This is a genomic window from Streptomyces sp. NBC_00464 (genome assembly GCF_036013915.1).
Classification (GTDB): Bacteria; Actinomycetota; Actinomycetes; order Streptomycetales; family Streptomycetaceae; genus Streptomyces.
In genome coordinates this window covers 3,875,233-3,900,472 of the sequence record NZ_CP107899.1, presented here as the reverse complement: position 1 = coordinate 3,900,472, position 25,240 = coordinate 3,875,233, and the positions used below count along the sequence as shown (strand labels likewise).

Sequence of the window (25,240 nt, the reverse complement as noted above, 5' to 3'; positions counted from 1 at the left end):
GATGACGGGAGACACCACGGTCGTCGAGGTCCGCGGCGTCACGAAGGGGTACGGCACGGGCGCGGACCGTCGTGTCGTGCTGGACGACGTCCGGCTGCGGCTCACCAGGGGCGAGTTCGTGTGCGTCGTCGGCGCGTCCGGTTCGGGCAAGTCGACCCTGCTCCATCTGGTCGCCGGGCTGGACACGGCGTGCGCGGGGAGCATCGCCGTCACGGGCAGACGTCCGGCCGTGATGTTCCAGGACCACGCCCTGTTCCCGTGGCTCACGGCGGGCCGGAACGTCGAACTGGCGCTCCGCCTCGCGGGCGTCTCCGCGGGCCCCCGGCGCGAACGGGCCAGGAGCCTCCTCTCCCTGGCGGGGCTCCCCGAGGCCTACGGGCAGCGGGTGCACGAGCTGTCCGGCGGCATGCGCCAGCGGGTCGCCCTGGCCCGCGCCCTGGCGCAGGGCGCGGACGTGCTGCTGATGGACGAGCCGTTCGCGGCGCTCGACGCGGTGACCCGGGCGACACTGCACCGCGAGCTCGTCCGGGTCTGCGCGGAACGGGGGACGGCGGTGCTCTTCGTGACCCATGACGTCAGGGAGGCCGTGGCGCTGGGGAACCGGGTGGTGCTGATGTCGTCGGGGCCGGGCCGTGTGGTGGCCGAGTGGTCCGTCGGGCACCGGTCGGCGTGCGGCACCGACGCCCCGGACGCGGCCCGTCTCGTCGACGAGATCACGGCCCGACTCGGCGAGGAGGCCGACCGCTGTGCCCGCTGTTGACAGCGCCGCCCCTCCGGCGGACGCGCTGCCCGCCGGAGCCGGACGGTCCGGCGGGGGCCGTCCGGGCGAGCCGCCCGACGGGGCCGTGCGCCGGGGCCGCGCCCGGGCGGCGGCGATGCGCGTCGCCGAGCGCGTCGGGCCGGGCTGCTCGGCGGTCCTGCTGGTGGTGGGTCTCTGGCAGCTGGTTCATCTGCTCGGCCTGTCACCGGTGCTGCCCGCCCCGGTGACGGTCCTGCGCGATCTGTCCGACGCCTGGTCCGCGGGGACGCTCGGCTCCGGACTGCTGCACAGCCTGGGCCGCTGCCTCGCGGGGTTCGCGGCGTCCGCGGCGGTGGGGGTTCCGCTGGGTCTGCTGCTGCACCGGTCCGGGCTGGTGCGGGCGCCCCTCGCCCCTTTGCTGAGTGCCTTCCAGTCACTGCCCGCGGCGGTCCTGGTGCCGATCGCCGTGATCTGCCTCGGCACCTCGTCCGGTGCGGTGTACCTGGTGGTGCTGCTCGGTGCCGTGCCCTCCGTGGCGACCGGGGTCCTCACCGCGCTGGACCAGGTGCCACCGCTCCTGGTGCGGGCGGGCCGCACGATGGGGGCGACGGGGGCCGCCGGGGTACGCCACGTCCTGCTTCCGGCCGCCCTCCCCGGTGTGGTGGCCGCACTCCGGCAGGGCTGGGCGTTCGGCTGGCGGGCCCTGATGACGGCGGAACTGATGGCGTCCACCCCCCTGCCCGGCCTCGGTCAGCTGCTCGACGCCGGCCGGCGCAGCGGCCGCCTCAGCCCGGTGCTGGCCGCCGCCGTGGTGATCCTGGCCGTCGGTGTGGTGGTCGAGGCCGGCGTCTTCGAACCGGTGCAGCGCCGGGTACTGCGCGCCCGCGGGCTGCCCGCCGCACGGGAACGGTGAGCCCGAGCGCTCAGCCGTACATGCGGCGCATCGCGAAGTCGACCATCTGCTCCACGGCCTTGGCGTCGAAGACCATGCGGTGCTCGCCCTCCATGTCCAGGACGAAGCCGTAGCCGGTGGGCAGCAGGTCGATCACCTCGGCGCCGGTGATCACGAAGTACTTGGACTCCTTGCCCGCGTACAGCCTCAGCTCCTTGAGCGTGGTGAACATCGGGATCACGGGCTGCTGGGTGTTGTGCAGCGCGAGAAAGCCCGGATTGTCGCCGCGCGGGCAGTAGACCTTCGACGTCGCGAAGATCTGCTGGAAGTCCTCGGCGGACAGCGAGCCGGTCGTGAAGGCCCGTACCGCGTCGCCCAGCGAGGGCGGCGAGGGTTCGGGATACAGCGGCTGCTCGCCGTAGCCGCCACCCATCGGCTGCTGTGCGCCCTGGTTCTGGTCGTAGCCGTACATGGAGCAAAGAGTAATCGGACACATCCGGCCCTTGAGGGGTTGCGTCTTATTACCGACGGGTAGCATCATCGTAGGGGTCAGGTGATACGTCCGGGCCACCCCTCCACGGGGCGCTGCGCGCCACTGCTATTGATTACGGAGCCTTCCCATGGGGCACTACAAGTCGAATCTCCGCGACATCGAGTTCAACCTCTTCGAGGTCCTCGGGCGCGACAAGCTGTACGGCACCGGACCGTTCGCGGAGATGGACGTCGAGACCGCGAAGAGCATCCTCGACGAGGTCGCCCGCCTCGCGGAGAACGAGCTCGCCGACTCCTACGCCGACGCCGACCGCAACCCGCCGGTCTTCGACCCGGAGACCAACACCGCACCGGTCCCGGACTCCTTCAAGAAGTCGTACCAGGCCTTCATGGACTCCGAGTACTGGCGCCTGGGCCTCCCCGAGGAGATCGGCGGCACCACCTCGCCGCGCTCCCTGATCTGGGGTTACGCGGAGCTGCTGCTGGGCGCCAACCCGGCCGTGTGGATGTACTCCTCCGGCCCGGCGTTCGCCGGCATCCTCTTCGACGAGGGCAACGAGGCGCAGAAGAAGATCGCCGAGATCGCCGTCGAGAAGCAGTGGGGCTCGACGATGGTGCTGACCGAGCCGGACGCCGGCTCCGACGTCGGCGCGGGCCGGACGAAGGCCGTCGAGCAGGAGGACGGCTCCTGGCACATCGAGGGCGTGAAGCGCTTCATCACCTCGGGCGAGCACGACATGTCCGAGAACATCATTCACTACGTGCTGGCCCGCCCCGAGGGTGCGGGACCCGGCACCAAGGGCCTTTCGCTCTTCATGGTCCCGAAGTTCCACTTCGACTGGACCACCGGCGAACTGGCCGAGCGCAACGGCGTGTACGCGACGAACGTCGAGCACAAGATGGGCCTCAAGGCGTCCAACACCTGCGAGATGACGTTCGGCGACCAGCACCCCGCCAAGGGCTGGCTGATCGGTGACAAGCACGACGGCATCCGCCAGATGTTCCGCATCATCGAGTTCGCCCGCATGATGGTCGGCACGAAGGCCATCGCGACGCTCTCCACGGGCTACCTCAACGCGCTGGAGTACGCCAAGGAGCGCGTCCAGGGCACCGACCTGTCGCAGTTCATGGACAAGACGGCCCCCAAGGTCACCATCACGCACCACCCCGACGTGCGCCGCTCGCTCATGACGCAGAAGGCGTACGCCGAAGGCATGCGCTCCCTCGTCCTGTACACCGCCTCCGTCCAGGACGCGATCCAGGAGAAGGAGGCCGCGGGCGAGGACGCGAAGGCGCTGCACGGTCTCAACGACCTGCTGCTCCCGATCGTGAAGGGCTACGGCTCCGAGAAGTCGTACGAGCAGCTGGCGCAGTCGCTCCAGACGTTCGGCGGCTCCGGGTACCTCCAGGAGTACCCGATCGAGCAGTACATCCGTGACGCCAAGATCGACACGCTGTACGAGGGCACGACGGCCATCCAGGGCCAGGACTTCTTCTTCCGGAAGATCGTCCGCGACCAGGGTGCCTCGCTCAACACGCTCTCCGAGGAGATCAAGAAGTTCCTCGCGGGCGCCCAGGGCAACGAGGAGCTGTCCGGCGCACTGGACCACCTCGCGAAGGCGGCCGTGGACCTGGAGGCGATCGTCGGCACGATGATCACCGACCTCACCGCGACCGGCGAGGACGTCAAGAACATCTACAAGGTCGGTCTCAACTCGACCCGCCTGCTGCTGGCTTCCGGCGATGTCGTCGTCGGCTACCTGCTGCTCAAGGGCGCGGCCGTGGCCGCCGAGAAGCTGCCGACCGCCTCCCCGAAGGACGTCGCCTTCTACCAGGGCAAGATCGCCGCCGCGAAGTTCTTCGCCGCGAACATCCTGCCGGGCGTCGGCGCCGAGCGCGCGCTGGCCGAGGCCGTGGACAACTCCCTGATGGAGCTGGACGAGGCCGCGTTCTAGCCTCTTACGCTGCCAAGATCGTCAACACGCACCGTCACCCGGACACGCTTTCGGGTGGCGGTGCTGTCGTATGGGCTGGGTACGCTGAGTGCAGGTCCGAGAATCCCGTCCATGGGAGGAACCATGACTGCCGAGGCACTGCCCGACTCGCCGCACCGCCAGCCGGACGGCTCCAGGTGGCCGGTCCCGCCGACGGACGGCTACACCGTGGACGAATTCTTCACGCTTGACCTCCCGCCGCACACCGAGCTGATCGACGGGAGCCTGGTATTCGTGAGTCCGCAGCGGAATTTCCACACGCTGGCGATGTACCTGCTGGAGCAGGGGCTGCGCCTGCACGTTCCCGATGCCTTGCGGGTGCGCCGGGAAATGGCCGTCGTGCTGGGCAGGCGGAATGTTCCGGAGCCGGATCTCGTAGTCGTGAAGGCGGACGCCGATCGAGGCCTTCGGCAAACCCGCTACCAGGCCGCTGACGTCCTGCTCGCCGTCGAAGTCGTCTCGCCCGACTCCGAGGACCGCGACCGCGATGCCAAACCGCCCAAGTACGCGGCAGCGGGCATCCCGCACTTCTGGAGGGTCGAGATGAGCGGGGAACACGACCGGCCCGCAGTGTGGACGTACGAGTACGACGCGATGTGCAAGACCTACACCTCCACCGGTGTTCACCACGACCGGCTCAAGCTCTCCGTTCCGTACGACATCGATATCGATCTGACGGCGATCGACAGGCTCTAGCAGGAGCCGCCCGCGCCTTCCCTATGATCGAACCCGATTCCGAGGGGGAGGCCGGCGCATGAGTCGTGTGGGCAAGCGGTGGTACATACGGGGCGCTGCGGCCGCGGCGGCGGCGCTGCTGCTCGCGGGCTGCGGCAGTGGGGGCGGCGGCGACGACGACGCCGCGAAGGCGCTCGGCAAGGCGGAGGTCTCCTCGGTCCTGCCGGACGCGAAGGCGGTACCGGGCTGGCGGAGCGTGTTGACGCCGGACGCCCAGGAGCCGAACCCGGAGTTCCCGCCGTCGGTATGCCTGTCGGTCAACAAGAAGAAGCGCGCGACGGCCTGCGACCACATCACCTACTGGGGCGCCTCGGCCTACGCACACAAGCCCGACGGCACCTCGCTCAACTTCTGGACGCTGGCCTACAAGGACGAGAAGTCCGCCGACGCCGCCTATGACGCACTGGCCGAGTACTACGGCGGGGACCGGGTCGGCGTGGGCGCGGTGCCGGTCGACATCGGCGATCCGGGCAGCGAACACGTGGCCAACCGCGCCGAGATGGGCACGATGGGCGGCCCGGCCACCATCACCCAGCTCCGGGTCGGCACGACCGTACTCGGCATCAGCACCGGCACCCAGGGCAAGAAGACGGTCTCCGACCAGGAGGTGAAGGACTTCGCCGCCATGTTCGCCGAGCGGGCCCAGCAGGCGCAGGACGGCGAGAAGCCGTCCTCGGCGCTGACCGGGCAATAGCTGCGTGGACACCGGGGGGCGACGGTGAATCCTCCCGGTCCGGTCTGGTTAGAGTGAAGAACATGAGTTCCTCCCCCCGGTTCGACCGCGGCCACACCGACGATCTGATGGCCTTCCTGATGTCCGCCCCCTCCCCGTACCACGCCGTGGCGAGCGCCGCGGCAAGGCTGGAGAAGGCCGGTTTCCGGCAGGTCGAGGAGACTGCGGCCTGGGACGGCACCACCGGCGGGAAGTACGTCCTGCGCGGCGGCGCGATCGTGGCCTGGTACGTGCCGGAGGGCGCCGGGGCGCACACTCCGTTCCGGATCGCGGGCGCGCACACCGACTCGCCGAACCTGCGGGTGAAGCCGCTTCCCGACACCGGCGCGTACGGCTGGCGGCAGATCGCCGTGGAGATCTACGGCGGCACGCTCCTCAACACCTGGCTGGACCGCGACCTCGGTCTCGCCGGGCGGATCTCGCTGCGCGACGGCACGCACCGGCTGGTCGACATCGACCGGCCGCTGCTGCGCGTCCCGCAGCTGGCCGTGCACCTGGACCGGTCGGCCAACACCGACGGACTCAAGCTCGACCGCCAGAAGCACATGCAGCCCATCTGGGGACTCGGCGACGTCGAGGAGGGCGACCTCATCCGCTTCGTCGCCGAGGAGGCGGGCGTCGACGCCGAGGACATCACCGGCTGGGACCTGATGCCGCACCCCGTCGAGGCACCGTCCTACCTGGGCCGTGACCGCGAGCTGGTGGCCGGTCCGCGCATGGACAACCTGCTCTCCGTGCACGCGGCGACCGCGGCGCTCGCCGCCGTCGCCGGGCAGCCCGACTCCGAGATCCCGTACATCCCGGTGCTGGCCGCCTTCGACCACGAGGAGAACGGCTCGCAGTCCGACACCGGCGCGGACGGACCGCTGCTCGGCACGGTCCTGGAGCGCTCGGTGTTCGCCCGCGGCGGTACGTACGAGGACCGGGCGCGCGCCTTCGCCGGCACCGTCTGCCTCTCCTCGGACACCGGCCACGCGATCCACCCCAACTACGCGGAGCGCCACGACCCGACGCACCACCCGGTCGTCAACGGCGGACCGATCCTCAAGGTCAACGTCAACATGCGCTACGCCACCGACGGCAGCGGCCGGGCCGTGTTCGCCGAGGCGTGCGAGAAGGCGGGCGTGCCGTGGCAGACGTTCGTCTCGAACAACGCGATGCCGTGCGGCACGACGATCGGCCCGATCACCGCCGCCCGGCACGGCATTCAGACGGTCGACATCGGCGTGGCCATCCTGTCCATGCACAGCGCCCGTGAGCTGTGCGGTGCCGACGACCCGTACCACCTGGCGAACGCCCTGGTGTCGTTCCTCGCCGGCTGACGGCACACACCCCGGTGGTTCCCCTGTCGACGCGTGACGGACAGGGGAACCTCTGTCATTCCGGGCCGGTCCGGAACCGGCGCCGGTACTCGGTCGGTGTCGTGTCGAGCCTGCGGCGGAACGCCCTGACCAGGGTGTCGACGGTGCCGAACCCGCAGGCGGACGCGATCCGCTCCAGGGTGGCGTCGGTGGTTTCGAGCCGGTTGCGCGCCCTCTCGACGCGGACCGACTCGATGTAGGCGTGGGGCGTCGTGCCGAGTTCCGACTTGAAGATCCGGGTGAGCTGCCGGTCGCCGATATGTCCGTACGCGGCGAGGTCCGCGACGGTGAGCGGTTCGCCGATGTTGCGCATGACGTAGTGCCGCAGATCCTCGATGCGCCGGGTCGTGGAGACCTGTTCCAGCGGCACGCTGAACTGGCTCTGCCCGCCCGGCCGCTTCAGGTACATCACGAGCTGCCTGGCCACCCGCAGCGCGACGGCCTCACCCAGGTCGTCGGCGATGAGCGCGAGCGACAGATCGAGGCAGGCGCTGATCCCCGCACCGGTCCACACGTCCCCCTCGCGGATGAAGATCGGATCGGGGTCGACCTCGACCAGCGGGTGGTCGGCGGCGAGGCGCTGTGCGGTCGACCAGTGCGTGGTGGCCCGCTTGCCGTCCAGGAGTCCGGCGGCGGCGAGAAGGTGCGCGCCGACGCAGACGGACGTGACCCTGCGCGTGCGCCCGGCCAACTGCGCCACCCGGCGCACCACGGCCGGGTCGGTGAGCGGGTGCACGCGGCCCCTGCCCTCCACCTCCACCGCTCCGGGCACGAGAAGGGTGTCGATACTCCTCGCCGCCAGGTCGTCGAAGGTGCGGTCGGGGAGGATCCGGACCCCGGCGGCGGTGGTGACCGGGTCCGTCGTCTCGGCGGCGAGGACCACCTCGTAACCCGCCGCTTCGTCCGTCTCGCGGCGCGCCAGGGAGAACACCTCGGGCGGTCCGGTGACGTCGAGCAGGTCGACGCCGTCGAAGAGGACGATGACGACCAGTCGGTCGACGGTGTTCGCACTCACAGGCTCCCGGGCCTCTTTCCTTGCACGCGGTCGTGATGTCGCTTTCTGCATGTTAGACGACATTGCCGACACCGCGGGTGGGTCGTAGCGTCGCAGGTACGGCCCACCGAACGGTGGGCGCCGACCTCCCCGACCCGACACCCGAGGTGCGACAGCCATGCCCCGAACGACACTGCGCCGACTCAACGGCCTCGACGACACCCCCGCGAAGCTGGCCGACTCGACCCTGGTCCTCATCGACTACCAGAACACCTACACGACCGGCGTGATGGAGCTGGACGGCTGGCAGGCCGCGCTCGACGCCGGCGCCCGGCTCCTGGCACGGGCCCGCGAGGCGGGCACGAAGGTCATCCACGTCATCAACGACGGCGGGGAAGGCTCCGCGTACGACATCCGGGCCGAGATCGGCCGGATCCACCCGGCCGTCGCGCCCGCCGACGGCGAGACCGTCGTCGTCAAGCAGGCACCGGACTCCTTCTTCGGCACCGACCTGGGCGAGCACGTCGACGCCGCGGGCAGCACCGACCTCGTCATCGCCGGGTTCATGACCCACATGTGCGTCCAGTTCACCGCTCAGGGCGCCTTCCTGCGCGGCAACCGGCCCACCGTCGTGGCCGACGCCTGCGCCACCCGCTCCCTGCCGGTCGCCGGCACCGAGCTCGACGCCCGCCAGGTGCACCTCAGCGCCCTCGCCACCGTCACCGACCTGTACGGGGTCGTCGTCCCGACGCAGGAGTTCCTGGGCTGAGAGCTGTCGCCCCGGAGCATGGCCGCCACCGGACCGGGTACCCGCTGCGTACACGGCCCGGATCTTCCGGCCGTCGAGGAGGCAGAGCTCATGGGACTCGGAGGATGCATCATCCTCATCGGTGCGGGGGCGATACTCGCCTTCGCGACCGACTGGGAACTCGACACCGTCAACGTCGACATGGTCGGCTGGATCATGATGGTCGTCGGCGTCATCGGCGTCTTCGTCTACGCGAGCGTGATGCGCCGGCGCCGCATGGTCGTGCCGCCCACCACTGTGATGTCCGAGGACGAACGCCGCCTGTGACCAGGCAGGGTGCGCCCCGCCGAGCGGGCGCACCCCTTCGCCGGCGCCTCACCATTCCCGATATTCTGGGCACTTGTCCGTGACCCGGCACCGGGCGCGTCACCCCCGGAAGGGAAGCCGCTCGTGGAGTTCCGGCTGCTCGGCACGGTCTGCGTCGACACGCTGACCGGGCCGCTGCCACTCGGCCCCGCCAAGCGCCGCAGCCTGCTCGCCGCGCTGCTGTTGCGCGCCAACACACCCGTATCGATGGCGTGGTTGACGGACTGCCTGTGGGACGACGCCCCGCCGCTGCACGCCCGCACCGTCATCCAGGGCCATGTCTCCCGGCTGCGCGCCCTGCTGATGGGTGCCGACGCGCAGGCGTACGGGGTCGAGCTGGCCACGCTCGGGGACGCGTATGTGCTGCGGGCGCCGGAGACCCTGCTGGACTCCCAGCGGTTCGAGGAACTGCTGATGCTGGCCAGGGAACAGCGCAGCCCTGCCGACTCCGTGCTCATGCTGAAGGAGGCCCTGTCACTGTGGCAGGGGCCCGCACTCACCGGTACGTACGCCAGCGCACCGCTCCAGGCGGCCGCGCACGCGCTGGAGGAGTCCCGGCTGGCGACGGTCGAGCAACTGGCGCGTGCCTACGCCGTGCTGGGGGAGCACCACCGGGCGGCGGCGGTCCTGCGGGCCGAGGCCGTCGCCCATCCGATGCGGGAGACCCTCGCCGCGGCCCTGATGACGGCGCTGTACCGGTCGGGGCGCCAGTCCGAGGCGCTGGACTGGTTCCACCGCACCCGACGGCTGCTCGCCGACGAGCTGGGCATCGACCCGGGGCGCGAGCTGGCCGACGCGTACGCGCAGATCCTGCGCGGCGACCCGGACCCGGCGGGCGACCGTTCCCCGGGGGGCCCGTCCCCGGCGAGCGACCGTCCCCCGAGTGACCCGGGGCAGGCGCCCGCGGCCCACCGTGATCCCGGGGCGCCCGACGGTTTCCGGACCGCTCCGGCACCGGCCGACGTGGCCGCCCCCGCCGCGCCGCCCCGTTTCCCGCGCATCCCGGCCCAGCCGCACCCCGGCACCCCGCCGCACCCGCACCCCATCGATCTGCTGCCCCGTGCGCCCCGGGGTTTCCACGGGCGCGGCGCCGAACTCACCGCCATCTCCAGGGCCGCGGCGGGCGAGGCGCCCGTCTGCCTGGTCACCGGGCCCGCCGGGGTGGGCAAGACCGCGCTCGCACTGCACTGGGCGCGCCGGTCCCCCGCGGCCTTCCCGGACGGGCGGCTCTACGCCGACCTGCGCGGGTTCAGCGACACCGGTGAGCCGACACCCCTCGAAGTCCTGCGCGAGTTCCTGCTCGCCCTCGGCGTCGCACCCCGCCGGATCCCGGAGTCCGTCACCGGCGCCGCGGCACTGTTCCGCTCGCTGACCGACCGGCTCAGCCTGCTCGTCGTCCTCGACAACGTCCGCGACTCCGCCCAGGTCGGGCAGCTGCTGCCGGGCGGCACCGACTGCGTCACGCTGATCACCAGCAGGCACCGGCTGGAGGGGCTCATCGCCTCGGACGCCGCCGTCCCGGTGCCGCTGGACGTGCTGGAGCCGCCGGACGGCACGGCGCTCCTGGCCGGGGTGCTGGGCGAGGAGCGGGTAGCCGCCGAACCGATGGCGGCCCGCCGCCTCGCCGAGCTCTGCGGCGGGCTGCCCCTCGCCCTGCGGGTCACCGCGGCCCGGCTGGCGGGCCGCCCGCAGTGGACGCTCGCCGGCATGGCCGACGAACTGGCCGACGAGCGCAGCCGGCTGACCTATCTGGCCGTGGAGGACACCGGGGTCTCCGCCGCACTGCGGCTGACCGTGCAGCAGCTGCCGCCGGACGCCGTCCACCACTTCACCCGGCTCGGCCACCACCCGGGCAGCCACTTCGATCCGTACACGGCCGCCGCCCTCGCCGGCAGCGATCCGGTCGTCGCCGCGGCCTCGCTGGAGCGGCTCGCCGCCGCCCATCTGGTCACCGAGGCCGGACCCGGGCGCTGGATACTGCACGACCTGGTGCGGCTCTACGCCCGCGGACTCGCTCCCGAGGCCGGGGCCGGTGCGCTGACCGGCGTGCTCGACCACTACATCGCCACCGCGCTCGCCGCGGCGGACACGGCCGAACCCGGTGGTGAGCCCTGCTTCGTGCTGCCGGACGGCTTCCACCGGCCCGCCGCCGTGCGCGACTTCACCGACCGGGCGGCGGCGATGGACTGGCTCGCGGCCGAGCGCGAGGACCTCGCCCTGGCCGCTGCCGCCGCCCGTTCCGCAGGACTGGAGGACCGGGCCTGGCGGATCATCCTGCTCCAGTGGCCGCACGTGGTGTGGCGGTCGCGGGACGGCTGGGTCCCGATGCTGGAACTGGCCCTGGCCGCGGCGGTCGCGCGCAGTGATCCGTACGCCGAGTCCCGGGTGCGCAATCTGCTGGGCTGGGTGCTGTCGGAGGAGGGCAGGACCGCCGACGCCGTGGCGGTGCTGGAGCCTTCGCCGGGACTGGCCCGGCAGGCCGGGGACCGGCTCGGCGAGGCGACGGCACTGATCAACCTGGCGATCGTCCAGGCCGAACAGGGCGGTCTCGACATGGCCATGGAGGGCTGCGGCCAGGCGCTGGAGCTGGCCAGGAAGGAACCCGACGCGCACACCGAGATGCTCGCCCTCCAGCACCTCGCCCGGATGCAGTTGACCGCGGGACGCCCGCAGGACGCCCTGGACTCCGCCCGCACCGCCTTCGAGCTGGGCCCCGAGCACGAGGAGGCGGCCCGCCGGGTGCTGCTGACGACCGTCAGCGGCGAGGCGCAGCTCGCCCTGGGCGCGGAGGACGAGGGGATCCTGCTGCTGGACCTGGCGGCCACGGAGGCCGAACGGGCCGGCTACGACATGGGCGCGGTGCGGGCCCTGGAGGCGCTGCTGCGGGTGGCCGCGGCACCGGAGTACGTGCGGCGGTACGAGGAAGCGGCCCGGCGGCTCGCCGACGAGGGGTGAGCCGGGCGGGCGTCGGACAGCTGTGACGCTTCCCGCCCGGCTTCTCCTTCTCAGCCCCGCTCGTCCATGCCGGCCAGCACCAGCGGCAGCCGCGAGATCCCCTCGGCGGTCACGCTGACGGGGACGCCCCAGTCCTGCTGGTGCACATGGCACGCCGGGTACTCGTTCGCCGGGTCGTCGTCGCAGGACGCGGCCATCGCCGAGACGTGCAGGACCCCCTCGGTGACGCCGTCGGCGAGGACCAGGTCGCGGAAGAGATCGGTGCCCGCCCCTTCGCCCCCGGCCAGCAGCTCCGGCGGGGTCGAGGAGACCAGCAGCCGGGTCGACGGCCCGTAGCGGGTGTCCAGCTTCTGACCGGCCGGCGCCTGGAAGACGACGTCGAGCCGGAGCGTGCCCGGGGCGATCCCGGTCGCCGCGCGCTGGGTCCGGTGCGCCTGGTCCGCGACCCGTACCGCCTCCTCGGGCAGCCGCAGCCGGGTCAGCCGGTGCCGGGCGGACTCGACGACCACGAGATCCCCGTCGACCAGCACGGCGTCGCTGGGCTCGCGCAGATCCGTGGCCAGCGTGGTGACCTCGTCGCTCGCCGGGTCGTAGCGGCGCAGCGCGTGGTTGTACGTGTCGCAGACGGCGACGGACCCGTCCGGCAGGGCGGTGACGCCCAGCGGGTGCTGGAGCAGCGCCTGCGCGGCGGCCCCGTCGCGGTGGCCGAAGTCGAAGAGCCCGGTGCCGACGGCGGTGTGCACGGCGCCCTCCCGGTCGACGTAGCGCAGCGAGGACGTCTCCGAGTCGGCGACCCACAGCCGGTCCTCGGTCGCCGCGAGCCCGGACGGCTGGGCGAACCAGGCCTCCGCCCCAGGACCGTCGACCAGCCCTTCGTTCGTCGTGCCGGCCGCGACCCGTACGGTGCCGCCCTCGGGGTCGTACGTCCACAGCTGGTGCACGCCCGCCATGGCGATCCACAGCCGGCCGTCGAACCAGGCGACGTCCCACGGCGAGGAGAGGTCGACCTCGTGTGCCGCGCCACTGGTGGGCGCCCCCTGCCACCACTGGCGGCCGGTGCCGGCGAGGGTGGTCGTGGTGCCGGTCGTGAGGTCGAGCGCGCGGATCGCGTGGTTGACCGTGTCGGCGACGGCGATCCGCCCGTCGGGCAGCAGCGCCAGCCCCTGCGGCTCGCTGAACCTGACGTCGTCGGGGCCGCCGTCCACGAGCCCCCGCTCGCCGGTCCCGAAGTGGCGGCGGACGGTCTCGGCGTCCGCGTGCAGCTCGACCAGCCGGTGGCGGGTGGTGTCGGAGACCAGGAATCCCCCGTCGGCGAGCAGCAGGGCCTTGCCGGGGAACCGCAGATGTGTGGCCACCGGCTCGGGCGCCACATAGGGCCCGTCGCCGCGGCGCAGGGTGCCCTTCGCCGCGTGCTCGGCCTCCAGCTCCTCCACCAGTTTCTCGATGGCGTGGGCATGGCCCTCGCCGGCGTGCTGGGCGACGACATAGCCCTCGGGGTCCACGACGACGAGCGTCGGCCAGGCGCGTACGGCGTACTGCTTCCAGGTGGCGAGCTCGGGGTCGTCGAGCACCGGGTGGTGGACCTCGTACCGCTCGACGGCGTCGACGACGGCCTGGTGTTCCGCCTCGTGGACGAACTTCGGCGAGTGCACGCCGATGATCACCACGGTGTCGCGGTGCTTCTCCTCCAGCTCGCGCAGCTCATCGAGGACATGCAGACAGTTCACACAGCAGAACGTCCAAAAATCCAAGATCACAATGCGCCCTCGCAGGTCAGCGAGGGTGTACTGCCGGTCGCCTGTATTGAGCCAGCCGCCCTTGCCGATCAGTTCGGGGGCTCTGACGCGCGCACGTGTTGCCATAGGAACAGTCAACCCCAACGTGGCGTCCACGCATTCCGCAGGGGGCTCGGGGAACCTGTGAGCCATGAGACTTCTCGTACGTGAGCGGCTGTTCGGCATCGGCGACGACTACTGGATCGAGGACGCGGACGGCCGCAAGGTCTTCCTCGTCGACGGCAAGGCCATGCGGGTGCGCGACACCTTCGAGCTGAAGGACGCACAGGGCCGGATCGTCGTCGAGATCAAGCAGAAGCTGCTCAGTCTGCGCGACACGATGCTCATCGAGCGCGACGGCGAGCAGCTCGCCAAGGTCAAGCGGAAGCGGCTGTCGCTGCTGCGCAACCACTACCGGGTGACGCTGGTGGACGGGACCGAGCTCGATGTCAGCGGCAAGATCCTGGACCGTGAGTTCGCGGTGGACTACGACGGGGAGCTGCTGGCCCAGATCTCACGCCGCTGGCTGACCGTCCGGGACACGTACGGGATCGATGTCGTGCGCGAGGACGCCGACGCGGGACTGCTGATCGCGGTGGCGGTGTGCGTGATCGTGCTCGCGGAGAAGGAGCACGAGGGGTGAACCCGGGTGGTGCCTGTTTCACGTGAAACAGGCACCGCTCTCCCCGAGGCCGGGCCCGTGCTCCCTCAGACCAGGCCCGTCGGCGCGGCGAGCCCCAGCCGGCGGTCCTTGAGCGCGGGGAACTGCTCCCGGGTGGTGGCGACCCCGGCCGGGTCGAACTCCACGGTCAGCACCTCCTCGCCCGCGCCCGCCTCGGCGAGCACCTCGCCCCAGGGGTCGACGACGATGCTGTGCCCCGCCTGCGGGACCCCGGCGTGGGTGCCGGCACAGCCGACGGCCAGGACGTAGGCCTGGTTCTCGACGGCCCGCGCCTGGGCCAGCAGCGTCCAGTGGGCGCGGCGGCGCTCGGGCCAGCCGGCCGCGACGACGAGGGTTTCGGCGCCGGCGTCGACCAGTCCCCGGAACATCTCGGGGAAGCGCAGGTCGTAGCAGGTGGCCAGGCCGAGCGTGGTCTGCGGCAGGGCGAGCGTCACCAGCTCGTCGCCGGCGCCCATCATGACCGCCTCGCCCTTGTCGAAGCCGAAGCGGTGGATCTTGCGGTAGACGGCGGCCCGCTCGCCCTCGGGCGTGAAGACGAGCGTGGTGTTGTAGAGCGTGCCGTCGTCGGCCCGTTCGACGAAGGAGCCCGCGTGCAGCCAGACCCCGGCGTCGGCGGCGGCCTTGGCCATCACCTCGTGCGTGGGGCCGTGCAGCGGTTCGGCCTCGTCCTCGAACGCCGTGTAGGCGAAGGCTCCGACCGGCCAGAGTTCGGGCAGGACCACCAGGTCCGCGCCCCGCTGGGCCGCGACGAGCGAAGCCGCGCGTCCCCTGCGGGAATTGACGGATTCGTCCGGGTCTACTGCGATCTGGATGAGGGAGGCGCGCACACTACCACCGTCCTGGCATTCGAGCCGTCAACACGGGCCTACGATCGTCACACGAAAGCACTGCCGGGGTGCCTGCTCGCAGCGTAGCTTGGACCGACCGACCGAACCTCACTGCCCGGCAGCCCCCGCAGTCCGCCGTCCGAGCCCAGTTCTCCAGCCCATGCACCGCAGAACCGCACGAGGGGTCCCGTGACCGTCCATCCCAGCCTCCAGACCTACGCCGACGCCTGGACCCACTCCATCGAGTCGATAGCCGAGCTGGTGAGCCCGCTCACCGAGGGGGAGTGGAACGGCCGTACGCCATGCCCCAACTGGTCGGTGCGCGACATCGTCTCGCACATCATCGGCATGGAGTGCGAACAGCTCGGCGACCCGCGCCCCATCCACACACTTCCGCGCGATCTCTTCCATGTGCAGAACGACTTCGCCCGCTACATGGAGATGCAGGTCGACGTGCGGCGCCACCACACCGCACCGGAGATGACCTCCGAGCTGGAGTACACGATCATCCGCCGGTCCCGTCAGCTGCGCAACGAGACGCGTGACCCGGAGACCATGACGCGGGCGCCGCTCGGCACCGAGCAGACCCTCGAACTGGCGCTGCGGATGCGCGCCTTCGACGTCTGGGTGCATGAGCAGGACCTGCGTACGGCGCTGGGCAAGCCCGGCAACCTGGAATCCCCCGGCGCCACGATCGTCCGGGACACGCTGCTCCTGGCGCTGCCGAAGGTCGTGGCCAAGGACGCGGGCGCACCGCCCAACTCGGCGGTCGTGCTGGATGTGCACGGTCCGGTGGAGTTCCTGCGCACGGTCAGGGTCGACGCGGAGGGCCGCGGTTCGGTGGACGGTGCGCCGTCGCTGGGACCCGCGGTGACGCTGGCGATGGACTGGGAGACGTACGTACGCCTCGCCTGCGGCCGGGTGCGCGCGAGCGCGGTGGCGGACCGGATCAAGGCCGAGGGCGATCAGGACCTGGCCGCCGCCATCCTGCAGAACTTCGCGGTCACCCCGTAGTCGTCACCCCGTAGCCACGGCAACCGGTGCGCCCGCCCCGCAGGGGGGACGGGCGCACCGCCGTTACTGGGGTCGGGCGGTCACACGGGCACGTGCACGGCCTCCACGCGGCTGATCACATGGTGCTCCCGCTCCCGGTGCGCGGCCTTCAGCCGCAGTCGCAGGATCTGCACGACGCCGAGCGCCTCCAGGACGAAGACCGAGGCGAACGCGATGCGGTAGTTGTCGCCGGTCGCGTCCAGCAGCACACCGACGGCGAACAGCGTGGTCATGGAGGCGACGAAGCCGCCCATGTTGACGATGCCCGACGCGGTGCCCTGGCGCTCCGGCGGGTTGGCCGGGCGGGCGAAGTCGAAGCCGATCATCGAGGCGGGCCCGCAGGCGCCGAGTACCACGCACAGGGTGACCAGCAGCCACATGGGGGCGTGGTCCCCGGGGTGGAGGATGGCCGACGCCCACAGCAGGGCCGTCATGCCGACCGTCCCCAGCGCGAGCGGGATCCGGGCCGCGTGGTGGCGGGCGATGACCTGCCCGTAGACGAGGCCGACGGCCATGTTGGAGAGCACCACCAGGGTGAGCAGCTCCCCCGCCGTCCCCCGGCTCAGCCCCTGGTCCTCCACCAGGAACGGCATGCCCCACAGCAGCAGGAACACCATGGCCGGGAACTGCGTCGTGAAGTGCACCCACATCCCGAGCCGGGTGCCGGGCTCCCGCCAGGCGGCGGCGATCTGCTTGCGTACGTACGTCGCTCCGGCGTGCTCGGCGGGCGGCGGCTCGAACCCCTCGGGGTGGTCCTTCAGGAAGAGCAGGAGCAGCACCAGCACCACGACCCCGGCCAGCGAACTGCCGACGAAGGTGGTGGTCCAGCCGAGGCCGTGCAGGGAGCGGGCGATGACCAGCGTCGAGACGAGGTTGCCCGCCATCCCGAAGAGGGCGGCGACCTGCCCGATCAGCGGGCCGCGGCGGGCCGGGAACCAGCGGGCCCCCAGCCGCAGCACGCTGATGAACGTCATCGCGTCGCCGCAGCCCAGCAGGGCGCGGGAGGCCAGCGCGGTGCCGTACGAGGGGGAGAGCGCGAAGCCGAGCTGTCCGAGGGTGAACAGGACGGCCCCGATGGCCAGGACCTTCTTGGTGCCGAGCCGGTCGACCATCAGGCCGACGGGTATCTGCATGCCCGCGTAGACGAGGAGTTGGAGGATGGAGAAGGTGGAGAGCGCCGAGGCGTTGACGTCGAAGCGGTCGGCCGCGTCGAGTCCGGCGACACCCAGGCTGGTGCGGAAGATGATGGCGACGAAGTAGACGGCGACGCCGATGCCCCAGACCCGGGCGGCACGCCGGCCGCCGGGCGGGTCACCGGGCAGGGACAGGGTGGGGGCGGCGGAACTCACCGGTCCTCACCCCGGACCAGCACCTTGACCCGGCTGACATGGCGGCGCACGACCTGCGCGGCACCGTCCGCGTCACCGGCCCTGATCGCCTCCAGCAGCTCACCGTGCTCGGCGATGTTGGCGGCGATCCTGCCCGGGTGGGCCTCCATGACGGCGACGCCCATCCGCAGCTGGCGGTCGCGCAGCTGGTCGTAGAGGCGGGACAGGATCTCGTTGCCCGCGTGGCGGACGATCTCGGCGTGGAAGCAGCGGTCCTTCACGGAGACGGCGGCCAGATCGCCGGCCTCGGACATCTGCCGCTGCTCCTCAAGAAGCTCCTCCAGCCGGGCGATCAGCTTCGCCGACGCGGGCACGGCCCGGCGCACGGCGAACTCCTCGACCAGCAGCCGGGTCTCCACGACGTCCGCGATCTCCTGGGCGGAGACGGCGAGCACCAGGGCGCCCTTCTTCGGGTAGAGCTTGATCAGCCCCTCGACCTCCAGCCGCAGCAGCGCCTCGCGCACAGGCGTACGGGAGACCCCCACGGCCTCGGCGAGATCCCCCTCGGTCAGGAGCGTCCCGCCCTCGTAGCGGCGGTCCAGGACCGCGTCCTTGATGTGGGTGTAGACGCGTTCGGCGGCGGGTGGCTGCTTCACGGGCGGGCGGACGGGCGAGGAGGCGGGGGCAGGCATGCACACAGCATAGATACAACATGCACGCAACGAGGGACCCGTTCCACGATGCGGACGACACGGACACCTGTCTCCCCCTGGGCGCGGTCCGGAATCCGAGCCCCCGGATGTCGTAAGAAATCACCCCCCACATGCCACAACCATTTATCGGCCCCATAGGTCTCATCAGCGCGCGGCACCCTTATGTGGCCGCATTCCAGGGGCATTTGGAGCATTCAACTTGAAACTCGGCATTCAGCGCATAAGGCGCGCATCCGCCACCGCCACGGTGGCCCTCACCGCAGGTGCCGTCATCGCGGGCGGCGCGTTCGCCTCCACGGCACAGGCCGCCACGCCGCCGACTCCCACGCTTGTCGCCAAGGGCGGCTACGTGATGAACAACGGCACCGGGAAGTCCCTGTTCAGCAAGGCCGCGGACACCCGTCGCTCCACCGGCTCCACGACGAAGATCATGACCGCCCGGGTGGTGCTGGCCACGAAGGGCCTCAACCTGGACTCCAAGGTCACGATCCAGAAGGCGTACAGCGACTACATCGTCTCCAAGGGCGCGTCCTCGGCCCGCCTCATCGTGGGTGACAAGGTCACGGTCCGTCAGCTGCTGTACGGCCTGATGCTGCCGTCCGGCTGCGACGCCGCGTACGCCCTGGCCGACAAGTTCGGCTCGGGCACCACGCGCGCGGCCCGGGTGAAGTCGTTCATCGGCAAGATGAACAGCACGGCCAAGACCCTCGGCCTGAAGAACACGCACTTCGACTCCTTCGACGGCATAGGGAACGGGTCCAACTACTCGACCCCGAAGGACCTGACGAAGATCGCAAGCAGCGCGATGAAGTACTCCACGTTCCGCACGGTCGTGAAGACGAAGTCGACGAAGCAGAAGGTCACGACGAAGAGCGGCGGCTACCGCTACATGTCGTGGACCAACACGAACAAGCTGCTGGGGACCTACAGCGGCGCGATCGGCGTGAAGACGGGCTCCGGCGCGGTGGCCAAGTACTGCCTGGTCTTCGCGGCGACCCGCAACGGGAAGACCGTCATCGGCACGGTCCTGACCTCCACCTCGGAGGCGACCCGCACGGCGGACGCGAAGAAGCTCATGGACTACGGCTTCAAGAAGTAGCCCAGCGGTACGGAAGTGGCCCTGCGCCACGGAAGTACCGCAGCGGTACGAAGGTGCCCGGCGCGTGCGGTCTCGCATGCGCCGGGCACCTTCGCGTTCACCCACCGCCGACCCGTCCCGTGAGGACGCCCGGCCGCTCCCGATTCAGGCGCGCGGCCCCGCACCGTGCAGCAGGGTGTCGATGATGCGGGCGGCGAGCGCGTCCGGGTCGGCGCCGTCCGGGTCGGAACCGTCCGCGTTGCCGCGCAGGGACTCCCCGATGAGCGCGTAGTAGACCCGGCGCACCCACTCCAGATCGGCCGCCGAGTCGATGACCTTTTCCGCCTGGGCCCGCTGCAGCACGGCGACGCAGCGGCGGTCGATGTCCTGCTGGAGGACGGCTGCCTCGCTGTCCGGATCCGCCGGCAGCCCCAGGGCGAAGGCCCAAGCGCCCTTGACCTGAAGCACGTTGGCCGTGATCCGGTGCATCGCCACCAGCGGCGGCGCGGTGTCCGGCCGGCCGTCGTCCACCGCCTGGGCGAGCTGGCGGGCCGCCGACAAAGCCAGCGCCTCGATCAGCGACTGCCGATTGGCGAACCGCCGGTGGATCGTCGTCCGGGCCACTCCCGCAGCCGCGGCGATCTGCTCCATGGATGCGCCGGGGTCCTCGGCGAGCACCCGCTCGGCCGCCTCCAGGACCGCGCGCACGCTGCGCTCCGCGTCCGCCCGCAGCGGTCGTGCCGCCATCTCGCCCATTACGCCTCCCACTCGACCACTTGTCCTGAAACACAGTACAACCAAGATGCGATCCCAGCCATATCTGCATCAGAGCCGTTGCATTTTCTCCAGTTACTAGTACTGTCACGTCCTAGTTGCCACCGATCGCAGGAGGAACTCATGCACAGCACCGCCCTCGTCACCGGAGCATCGTCCGGGCTCGGCGCGGAGTTCGCCGAGCAGCTCGCCGCCCAGGGGCACGACGTGATCCTGGTGGCGCGGTCCGGCGACCGGCTCGCCGCGCTCGCCGCGCGACTGATCGCCCACCACGGCGTCCGCGCCCATGTACTGGTCCAGGACCTCGCCGAGCCGGACGCGGCCCGCCGCATCGCCGACGAGCTGGCAGAACGCGGCCTGAACGTCGACCTGCTGGTCAACAACGCCGGCTTCGGCACCTGCGGCCGGTTCGAGGAAATCTCCTGGGCCCGCGACCACGACCAGCTCATGGTCAACGTCGTCGCCCTCGTCGACCTCACCCATCTGCTGCTGCCCGGCATGCTGGAGCGCGGCAGCGGCGCGGTCGTCAACGTCGCGTCCAACGCCGCCTTCCAGCCGTCCCCGTACTTCGCCGTCTACAGCGCGTCCAAAGCCTTCGTGCTCAACTTCGGCCTCGCCCTGCGTCAGGAGTACCGCCGGCGCGGCATCCGCGTGCTCACCTTGTGCCCCGGCCCGGTCGAGACCGCCTTCTTCGAGACCATCGGCACCCGCAAGGCGGCCGTCACCGGCTCCATGACCACCCCGGAACCCGTCGTACGCGCCGCCCTGCGCGCCCTTGACCGCGACCGCGGCTATGTCGCCCCCGGCTTCGGCAACGCCCTCGGCGCCCACCTGACACCCCGCCGCCCCCGCACCCTGGTCGCCGCCATCGCCGAGCGCGTCACCCGCAAGGTCCTCACCGCCCCGTCGGCCGCCACCCCGTCGGCCGCCGTCTCGTTGGCCGCCACCCCGTCGGCCACCCCGTCGGCCGCCGCCTCGACGCAGCAGGAGCACGCAGCATGAAGTCCGCCTCCATCGGCGCCGCATCGGCCATGCTGCTCGTCGGCACCTCGACAGCCGTGTCCGCCACCATCGCCGACTATCCGGTCTTAGCAGGACAGGCCCTGCGCTATGCGCTCGCCGCAGCGATCCTGCTCGTCGTCGTACGCCACCAGCGCCTGCCCCGCGTCAGCCTGACGGCACGTGACCTCGTACTCCTGGCGGCACTGTCCGCCACCGGCCTGGCCGGCTTCAATCTCTTCCTCGTCGCGGCCACCCGGCACGCCGGACCCGCGATGATCGGCACCGTGGTCGGAGCCGTCCCCCTCGTCCTCGCCCTCCTCGGGCCGTTGATGGAGCGCCGCCGCCCGGCCCCGCACACCGTCGGCGCCGCGCTCGTGGTCGCACTCGGCGCAGCCGTCGCCGCCGGACTCGGCTCGGGCAGCCTGGAGGGCCTCCTGCTGTCGCTCGGCGCGCTCGTCTGCGAGGTGGCCTTCTCCCTGCTCGCCATCCCGCTGCTGCCCAAGATCGGCCCCCTGCGGGTCGCCGCCTACCCCGCCGCCCTGTCCGTGCCCCTGCTGCTGGCCGCGAGCCTCGCCCTGGAAGGTACGGACGCCCTGCGGCTGCCCGCGCCCGGTGAGGCCGCCGCCTTCCTCTACCTCGGCGCGATCGTCACCGCCGCCGCGTTCTTCCTCTGGTACGACGCGCTGCGCCGCCTCGGCGCCGACCGCGCGGGCCTCTTCGCCGGCCTCGTACCCGTGGGCGCCCTGCTCACCACCGTCGCACTCGGCCTCGGCTCGGCGGGCCCCGCCGACGTCATCGGGGCACTTCTCGTCACCGCGGGCGTCGTCATCGGCCTCCGCCGGCCCGGCCGCGACCGCCGAGGACCGCACCGTTCCCGGGGTGCGGTCGGCGAAACGGCGGCCGACGGGTCCTCACGGTCACCGCAGAACGCCTGATGCGCGATCCGCGGAGGCCACCAGGCGACCACCGTCCGCACGGGCTCACCCCTGCGGATGACCACGTGCACCGGGGCCCGGGGCCGGCCGCCGCCCCGTGCCGACGGGCCCCGGTCCGCCGATCCCCGCGCACTGCACGGGTGTCGGACTCGGCTCAGACGACCAGGACCCTGCGCCCGCGGGTGTGGCCGGCCCGGCTGTCCACGTGGGCCGCCGCCGCGTCGGCCAGCGGGTACGCCTTCTCGACCGGGATGTGGAGCCTCCCCCGCGCGATGAGGCCGGCGGCTTCCGCGAGCGCGTCCGGCACGCTCCCGGCCACCCCGGAGAACCGGACGCCGAGTTCCGGTGCGGCGAGATCGGCGATGGAGACCACCTTGTGCGGGTCCCCGGTCAGCTCCACGAGCTCCCGGATCACGCCCGAGCCGGCCACATCGAGCGCCGCATGGACAGGCCCGAGCCGACGCACCCGCTCGGCCCAGCCCTCGCCGTACGTCGTGGCGAGGGCGCCCAGGCCACGCAGGTAGTCCTGGTTCGCGGCTCCGCCCGTACCGATCACCGTGATGCCGCGGTCGCGGGCGATCTGCACCACAGCCGATCCGACTCCTCCGGACGCACCGCTGACCAGGAGCGTCTGCCCGGGTTCCACACCGACCTCGCGGATGATGCGCAACGCGGTCTCCACCACGGACGGGTATCCGGCGGCCTCCTCGAACGTCAGCCCCTCGGGCATGGCCGCCCACGCCGACAGCACGGCGAACTCGGCGTAGGTGCAGGAGCCTTCACCGAACACGGCGTCACCGATCTCCACCCCTTCGACCCCCTCGCCGACCTCGTCCACCACCCCGGCGGCGTCCAGCCCGACCCCTGCGGGCAGCTCGATCGGATGCGCCCCCAGGACCTGGCCCTCACGGACCCTCCAGTCGACGGGGTTCACCCCCGCCGCCCGCACGGCGATGCGTATGCGGCCGGGGCCCGCGTGGGGCTCCTCGGCGTCGAGGAGTTGCAGAACATCGGGACCGCCGAACTCGGCGAAGCTCACTCTCTTCATGCCGGCGAACGTAACACTAACGGTTAGCCTTTCATGACGGTTACGTTTTTGTGGCTGATAGCGTGAGGTCATGACCGACCCGTCCGGACGCCGCGAGCGCAAGAAGGCCGCGACCCGCCAGAAGATCGCCGACACCGCCCTGCGGCTCTTCCTGGAACGCGGGTACGACGCAGTGGGCATCCGTGACGTGGCCGCCGAGGCGGACGTGGCCGTCACCACGCTCTTCGCCCACTTCGCCTCCAAAGAGGCCCTGGTGTTCGAGCAGGACGAGGACTTCGAGCACCGCCTCACACACGCGGTCACCGGCCGGGCGCAGGACGAGCCGCTCATCCCCGCCCTGCGCCACGAGATCCGCGCCCTGGTGCGCCATTGCACCGCCAACGGCGGCACCCCGATCTGGCGCATGATCGATGCCTCACCCGCCCTGCGGGACTACGAGGAGACGATGAGGCTGCGCCACGCGGAGGCGCTGGCGACAGCCATCGCCGCCGATCCCGGCCTGTCACGGAGCACGACGGCCTGCCGGACGATCGCGAGGTTCGCGATCGACGCCCATGCGCTGGCCCGGACGGCGTCCGATCCGGACGCCGCGGTGGACGAGATCTTCGAGATGATCGAGGCCGCCTGGGACGTCACCTCGCGCTAGCGGGTCACTTCCCGGGGGCGGCGTCCCCGCACAGTTCCTGGTCCACGAGCGTCCTCATCGCCTGCTGCGTGTCCGGGCCGCCGTCACTCGTGGCGTACACCACGGCCGTCCTGGATCCGTCCCGGGTGATGCCGGCCCAGGTGCGGTAGCCGAGCAGTTCGCCCGGGTGCCCGTAGTAGGTGCCGCCGCAGGTCAACGGGATCTCGCCCAGCCCGAGTCCGTAACTGACGCCCATCCCGGGTGCGGACACGGTGGCCGTCATCTCGGCCAGCTCCGCCGGTTCCAGGAGGCGGCCGCCGAGCAGCGCGGTGTAGAACCGGCTCAGATCGTGCGTGGTGCTGATCACCGCGCCGGATCCGACGGCCATGCTCGTGTTGAGCGCCGTCACATCGATACTGCTACTGCTACCGCTACCGCTACCGGCGCCTGTGCCGAAGGCGGCGTAGGCGCGGGCGTGGGGTCCGGGGATGAGCGGCGAGGTGCCGGGCGTGCTGGTACCGCTCAGGCCCAGCGGCCGGATGATCCGGTCCTCCACCTCCCGGTCCCAACTCCGGCCGGTCACCTCGCGGATGATCATCGCGGCGAGGATGTAGTTGGTGTTGGAGTACGACCACGCGGCCTCGGTCGACACATCCTCCGAGCGCCGCATCGCCAGCCCCGCCAGCTCTTCCGGCGTGTACGTGCGGAACCGCTCGGCCCGGTACCCGTCGGCGCTGTTCAACGCGGCGATCTCCGGCAGGACTTCAGGGATCCCGCTGGTGTGCTGCAACAGCTGCCGCACGGTGACGGAACTGCCGTCGAGGCCGTCACCTGCGACCACTCCCGGCAGCCACCGCTCGACGGTGTCCTCCAGCGACATGCGTCCCTCGCCGACGAGTTGCAGCACGACCGTGGCGGTGAACGTCTTGGTGGCGCTGCCGATCCGGAACCTGCCGCCCGGAGGCATCGGCCTCCTGGTGCCCCTCTCGGCCACCCCGGCCCGTGCGACGGCCCGTGTATGTGTGCCCGGTGACGTCACCTCGGCGGACACCCCGACCACCCCGGTGTCATGGATCGCGTCCACCCGCCGCTGGAGCGGATCGGTGTGCTGCGCGTCCGCGGCGACTGTCGGGCCGCCCGATGCGGCGAGGAGAATCGTGGCCAGGCCGGTCAGGACGAACAGCCGTCGCCGGCGCCTTCGTAACACCTGCATGAGGGACCCCATTTCTGCCCTCGCCCGCGGCCCTTCGCCGCCGGTTTCGAGGGTGGCGCCCATCCCACCAGGGAAGAGGGGGCCGGCCCATCCAGCCTGCCCCCGTCGCCGGGAGGCGCTGTCGTCAGGGCGGTCCCGGGGGCTAACCCTGCGGAACGACCTGGGGCTTGCCTCCCGA

Annotated in this window: 24 protein-coding genes; 15 read left to right on the top strand and 9 right to left on the bottom strand. The window is 71.5% G+C overall.

Annotated features, from left to right (window positions below; translation table 11 throughout):
- Position 1 precedes the first annotated feature (1 nt).
- Entirely contained in the window at positions 2-760 is a 759-nt protein-coding gene (locus OG912_RS17605) for an ABC transporter ATP-binding protein (RefSeq protein WP_327710170.1), read from the top strand.
- Positions 747-1,652 carry an ABC transporter permease gene (locus tag OG912_RS17600; protein WP_327710169.1) on the top strand — a complete coding sequence of 302 codons (906 nt, stop codon included), beginning with the start codon at positions 747-749 and terminating at the stop codon, positions 1,650-1,652. Before OG912_RS17605 ends, OG912_RS17600 begins: the two co-directional genes overlap by 14 nt.
- A 10-nt stretch (positions 1,653-1,662) precedes the next feature.
- Here OG912_RS17600 and OG912_RS17595 read toward each other — a convergent pair whose 3' ends face one another.
- Positions 1,663-2,103 (bottom strand): SseB family protein, encoded by a 441-nt coding sequence (locus tag OG912_RS17595; RefSeq protein ID WP_136207169.1) that lies wholly within the window; start codon positions 2,101-2,103, stop codon positions 1,663-1,665.
- Between the two features lie 148 nt (positions 2,104-2,251).
- Between OG912_RS17595 and OG912_RS17590 the strand changes: the two genes are divergently transcribed.
- The 4 genes from OG912_RS17590 (at position 2,252) to OG912_RS17575 (ending at position 6,907) form a co-directional block, all read left to right on the top strand.
- A complete protein-coding gene (locus OG912_RS17590; protein WP_326737319.1) occupies positions 2,252-4,078 on the top strand; it encodes an acyl-CoA dehydrogenase in 1,827 nt (608 codons plus the stop codon).
- A 123-nt stretch (positions 4,079-4,201) separates the two neighbouring features.
- Complete coding sequence (locus tag OG912_RS17585; RefSeq protein ID WP_326737320.1) at positions 4,202-4,813, top strand: Uma2 family endonuclease; 612 nt, start codon at positions 4,202-4,204, stop codon at positions 4,811-4,813.
- Positions 4,814-4,871: 58 nt separating this feature from the next.
- Entirely contained in the window at positions 4,872-5,546 is a 675-nt protein-coding gene (locus OG912_RS17580) for a hypothetical protein (RefSeq protein ID WP_327710168.1), read from the top strand.
- 62 nt (positions 5,547-5,608) lie between these two features.
- Positions 5,609-6,907 (top strand): M18 family aminopeptidase, encoded by a 1,299-nt coding sequence (locus OG912_RS17575; RefSeq protein WP_327710167.1) that lies wholly within the window; start codon positions 5,609-5,611, stop codon positions 6,905-6,907.
- A gap of 55 nt (positions 6,908-6,962) precedes the next feature.
- Here the strand turns inward: OG912_RS17575 and OG912_RS17570 are convergent, their stop codons facing one another.
- The gene (locus OG912_RS17570) at positions 6,963-7,961 is read right to left on the bottom strand and encodes a GlxA family transcriptional regulator (protein WP_327710166.1); all 999 of its coding nucleotides are present in this window, start codon (positions 7,959-7,961) and stop codon (positions 6,963-6,965) included.
- Positions 7,962-8,118: 157 nt separating this feature from the next.
- Between OG912_RS17570 and OG912_RS17565 the strand changes: the two genes are divergently transcribed.
- The 3 genes from OG912_RS17565 (at position 8,119) to OG912_RS17555 (ending at position 12,009) form a co-directional block, all read left to right on the top strand.
- Positions 8,119-8,709 carry a cysteine hydrolase family protein gene (locus tag OG912_RS17565; protein WP_327710165.1) on the top strand — a complete coding sequence of 197 codons (591 nt, stop codon included), beginning with the start codon at positions 8,119-8,121 and terminating at the stop codon, positions 8,707-8,709.
- Between the two features lie 90 nt (positions 8,710-8,799).
- The gene (locus OG912_RS17560) at positions 8,800-9,015 is read left to right on the top strand and encodes a DUF6458 family protein (RefSeq protein WP_326737325.1); all 216 of its coding nucleotides are present in this window, start codon (positions 8,800-8,802) and stop codon (positions 9,013-9,015) included.
- Between the two features lie 123 nt (positions 9,016-9,138).
- On the top strand, positions 9,139-12,009 hold the full coding sequence (locus OG912_RS17555) for an AfsR/SARP family transcriptional regulator (protein ID WP_327710164.1): 2,871 nt from the start codon (positions 9,139-9,141) through the stop codon (positions 12,007-12,009).
- 50 nt (positions 12,010-12,059) lie between these two features.
- Here the strand turns inward: OG912_RS17555 and OG912_RS17550 are convergent, their stop codons facing one another.
- Positions 12,060-13,871, bottom strand: a complete 1,812-nt coding sequence (locus OG912_RS17550; RefSeq protein ID WP_327710163.1) for an NHL domain-containing thioredoxin family protein — start codon at positions 13,869-13,871, stop codon at positions 12,060-12,062.
- Between the two features lie 64 nt (positions 13,872-13,935).
- Between OG912_RS17550 and OG912_RS17545 the strand changes: the two genes are divergently transcribed.
- Complete coding sequence (locus OG912_RS17545; protein WP_326737328.1) at positions 13,936-14,427, top strand: LURP-one-related/scramblase family protein; 492 nt, start codon at positions 13,936-13,938, stop codon at positions 14,425-14,427.
- A 65-nt stretch (positions 14,428-14,492) separates the two neighbouring features.
- On the opposite strand, the gene OG912_RS17540 is transcribed toward OG912_RS17545, so the two are convergent.
- A complete protein-coding gene (locus tag OG912_RS17540) occupies positions 14,493-15,293 on the bottom strand; it encodes a carbon-nitrogen family hydrolase (RefSeq protein WP_327710162.1) in 801 nt (266 codons plus the stop codon).
- A 189-nt stretch (positions 15,294-15,482) separates the two neighbouring features.
- Here OG912_RS17540 and OG912_RS17535 point away from each other — a divergent pair, with 189 nt between their 5' ends.
- A complete protein-coding gene (locus OG912_RS17535; protein ID WP_327710161.1) occupies positions 15,483-16,307 on the top strand; it encodes a maleylpyruvate isomerase family mycothiol-dependent enzyme in 825 nt (274 codons plus the stop codon).
- An 80-nt stretch (positions 16,308-16,387) separates the two neighbouring features.
- Here the strand turns inward: OG912_RS17535 and OG912_RS17530 are convergent, their stop codons facing one another.
- The gene (locus OG912_RS17530) at positions 16,388-17,695 is read right to left on the bottom strand and encodes an MFS transporter (RefSeq protein WP_327710160.1); all 1,308 of its coding nucleotides are present in this window, start codon (positions 17,693-17,695) and stop codon (positions 16,388-16,390) included.
- Positions 17,692-18,366: a GntR family transcriptional regulator gene (locus tag OG912_RS17525; RefSeq protein WP_326737332.1), complete on the bottom strand. Its 675-nt coding sequence runs from the start codon at positions 18,364-18,366 to the stop codon at positions 17,692-17,694. The genes OG912_RS17530 and OG912_RS17525 overlap by 4 nt, the downstream gene beginning before the upstream one ends.
- 220 nt (positions 18,367-18,586) lie before the next feature.
- On the opposite strand from OG912_RS17525, the gene OG912_RS17520 reads away from it, so the two are divergent.
- Positions 18,587-19,486 (top strand): D-alanyl-D-alanine carboxypeptidase family protein, encoded by a 900-nt coding sequence (locus OG912_RS17520; protein WP_327710159.1) that lies wholly within the window; start codon positions 18,587-18,589, stop codon positions 19,484-19,486.
- 144 nt (positions 19,487-19,630) lie between these two features.
- Here the strand turns inward: OG912_RS17520 and OG912_RS17515 are convergent, their stop codons facing one another.
- Positions 19,631-20,212 carry a TetR/AcrR family transcriptional regulator gene (locus OG912_RS17515; RefSeq protein WP_327710158.1) on the bottom strand — a complete coding sequence of 194 codons (582 nt, stop codon included), beginning with the start codon at positions 20,210-20,212 and terminating at the stop codon, positions 19,631-19,633.
- Positions 20,213-20,362: 150 nt separating this feature from the next.
- Here OG912_RS17515 and OG912_RS17510 point away from each other — a divergent pair, with 150 nt between their 5' ends.
- On the top strand, positions 20,363-21,241 hold the full coding sequence (locus tag OG912_RS17510; RefSeq protein WP_327710157.1) for an SDR family NAD(P)-dependent oxidoreductase: 879 nt from the start codon (positions 20,363-20,365) through the stop codon (positions 21,239-21,241).
- Positions 21,238-22,176, top strand: a complete 939-nt coding sequence (locus OG912_RS17505) for a DMT family transporter (RefSeq protein WP_327710156.1) — start codon at positions 21,238-21,240, stop codon at positions 22,174-22,176. The genes OG912_RS17510 and OG912_RS17505 overlap by 4 nt, the downstream gene beginning before the upstream one ends.
- A gap of 154 nt (positions 22,177-22,330) precedes the next feature.
- On the opposite strand, the gene OG912_RS17500 is transcribed toward OG912_RS17505, so the two are convergent.
- Positions 22,331-23,224 carry an NADP-dependent oxidoreductase gene (locus tag OG912_RS17500; RefSeq protein ID WP_327710155.1) on the bottom strand — a complete coding sequence of 298 codons (894 nt, stop codon included), beginning with the start codon at positions 23,222-23,224 and terminating at the stop codon, positions 22,331-22,333.
- Between the two features lie 70 nt (positions 23,225-23,294).
- On the opposite strand from OG912_RS17500, the gene OG912_RS17495 reads away from it, so the two are divergent.
- Positions 23,295-23,870: a TetR/AcrR family transcriptional regulator gene (locus OG912_RS17495; protein ID WP_327710154.1), complete on the top strand. Its 576-nt coding sequence runs from the start codon at positions 23,295-23,297 to the stop codon at positions 23,868-23,870.
- A gap of 4 nt (positions 23,871-23,874) precedes the next feature.
- Here the strand turns inward: OG912_RS17495 and OG912_RS17490 are convergent, their stop codons facing one another.
- Positions 23,875-25,062, bottom strand: coding sequence for a serine hydrolase domain-containing protein (locus tag OG912_RS17490; protein WP_327710153.1), 1,188 nt, complete (start codon positions 25,060-25,062; stop codon positions 23,875-23,877).
- Between the last annotated feature and the right edge of the window lie 178 nt (positions 25,063-25,240).

What these genes read in the sequence shown, in the direction of transcription:
- OG912_RS17505 (WP_327710156.1), top strand. Translation starts at nt 21,238, where the DNA reads ATGAAGTCCGCCTCCATCGGCGCCGCATCGGCCATGCTGCTCGTCGGC.
- OG912_RS17590 (WP_326737319.1), top strand. Translation starts at nt 2,252, where the DNA reads ATGGGGCACTACAAGTCGAATCTCCGCGACATCGAGTTCAACCTCTTC.
- OG912_RS17595 (WP_136207169.1), bottom strand. Translation starts at nt 2,103, where the DNA reads ATGTACGGCTACGACCAGAACCAGGGCGCACAGCAGCCGATGGGTGGC.
- OG912_RS17605 (WP_327710170.1), top strand. Translation starts at nt 2, where the DNA reads ATGACGGGAGACACCACGGTCGTCGAGGTCCGCGGCGTCACGAAGGGG.
- OG912_RS17525 (WP_326737332.1), bottom strand. Translation starts at nt 18,366, where the DNA reads ATGCCTGCCCCCGCCTCCTCGCCCGTCCGCCCGCCCGTGAAGCAGCCA.
- OG912_RS17575 (WP_327710167.1), top strand. Translation starts at nt 5,609, where the DNA reads ATGAGTTCCTCCCCCCGGTTCGACCGCGGCCACACCGACGATCTGATG.
- OG912_RS17500 (WP_327710155.1), bottom strand. Translation starts at nt 23,224, where the DNA reads ATGAAGAGAGTGAGCTTCGCCGAGTTCGGCGGTCCCGATGTTCTGCAA.
- OG912_RS17580 (WP_327710168.1), top strand. Translation starts at nt 4,872, where the DNA reads ATGAGTCGTGTGGGCAAGCGGTGGTACATACGGGGCGCTGCGGCCGCG.
- OG912_RS17510 (WP_327710157.1), top strand. Translation starts at nt 20,363, where the DNA reads ATGCACAGCACCGCCCTCGTCACCGGAGCATCGTCCGGGCTCGGCGCG.
- OG912_RS17585 (WP_326737320.1), top strand. Translation starts at nt 4,202, where the DNA reads ATGACTGCCGAGGCACTGCCCGACTCGCCGCACCGCCAGCCGGACGGC.
- OG912_RS17545 (WP_326737328.1), top strand. Translation starts at nt 13,936, where the DNA reads ATGAGACTTCTCGTACGTGAGCGGCTGTTCGGCATCGGCGACGACTAC.
- OG912_RS17565 (WP_327710165.1), top strand. Translation starts at nt 8,119, where the DNA reads ATGCCCCGAACGACACTGCGCCGACTCAACGGCCTCGACGACACCCCC.
- OG912_RS17495 (WP_327710154.1), top strand. Translation starts at nt 23,295, where the DNA reads ATGACCGACCCGTCCGGACGCCGCGAGCGCAAGAAGGCCGCGACCCGC.
- OG912_RS17550 (WP_327710163.1), bottom strand. Translation starts at nt 13,871, where the DNA reads ATGGCAACACGTGCGCGCGTCAGAGCCCCCGAACTGATCGGCAAGGGC.
- OG912_RS17490 (WP_327710153.1), bottom strand. Translation starts at nt 25,062, where the DNA reads ATGCAGGTGTTACGAAGGCGCCGGCGACGGCTGTTCGTCCTGACCGGC.
- OG912_RS17560 (WP_326737325.1), top strand. Translation starts at nt 8,800, where the DNA reads ATGGGACTCGGAGGATGCATCATCCTCATCGGTGCGGGGGCGATACTC.
- OG912_RS17515 (WP_327710158.1), bottom strand. Translation starts at nt 20,212, where the DNA reads ATGGCGGCACGACCGCTGCGGGCGGACGCGGAGCGCAGCGTGCGCGCG.